The sequence below is a fragment of the Ensifer sp. Root954 genome, from assembly GCF_001429005.1.
In the GTDB taxonomy this organism is placed as follows: Bacteria; Pseudomonadota; Alphaproteobacteria; order Rhizobiales; family Rhizobiaceae; genus Ensifer; species Ensifer adhaerens.
Genome location: NZ_LMJM01000053.1, coordinates 80,437 through 80,926 on the forward strand (window position 1 = coordinate 80,437; position 490 = coordinate 80,926).

Consider the following 490-nt stretch of genomic DNA (forward strand, 5'->3'; position numbering starts at 1 on the left):
ACCGACACCCGGGATGGCCATGACCCCAAGGCCAGTCAAAAGGCCGCCAATGCCACCGACCGCAGCGCCGACACCGGCGCCTGTCCCAGCGCCTTCAGCCGCGTTGCTTTCGTTTGCAGTGCCGTACCGATCCCCAACATTGTTGGAAACGATGCTGATGTCGTCCGACGGCACGCCGCGATCTTCAAGGGCTGACACAGCGGCGCGGGCGTCCGAATAGTCGTCAAAAAGTCCACTAACGGTTTTCATGGGGATTTCCTCGTTCTGGAGTTAGTTGGCAACAATGTTGCCCTGGTAGTCGAGCGCGACCTGCATGGATTTGCCGTCCTTCGAGGCAGTTGCGCGCCAGACGCCCTTGTCGTCGAGCTTTAGACCGGTAACATCGGTGTAGCCGGCGTCAGTAAGGCGATCCTTGGCCTGTTCTTCGGTGAAACTGTTGGCGCCGGCGACGGGCGCTGTTGGATTGGTGGTGTCTGGTGTTGCCACGGCA

The 490-nt window shown here is 60.4% G+C and carries 2 protein-coding genes; both read right to left on the bottom strand.

Annotation, left to right across the window (positions count from 1 at the left end; all coding sequences use genetic code 11):
• Nucleotides 1-249, bottom strand: a 249-nt coding sequence (locus tag ASE71_RS37300) for a general stress protein (protein ID WP_320410654.1), incomplete at its 3' end; no start/stop codon positions are given.
• A 21-nt stretch (nt 250-270) separates the two neighbouring features.
• A partial coding sequence (locus ASE71_RS34235) for a PepSY domain-containing protein (protein WP_060635020.1) occupies nt 271-490 on the bottom strand: 220 nt, incomplete at its 5' end.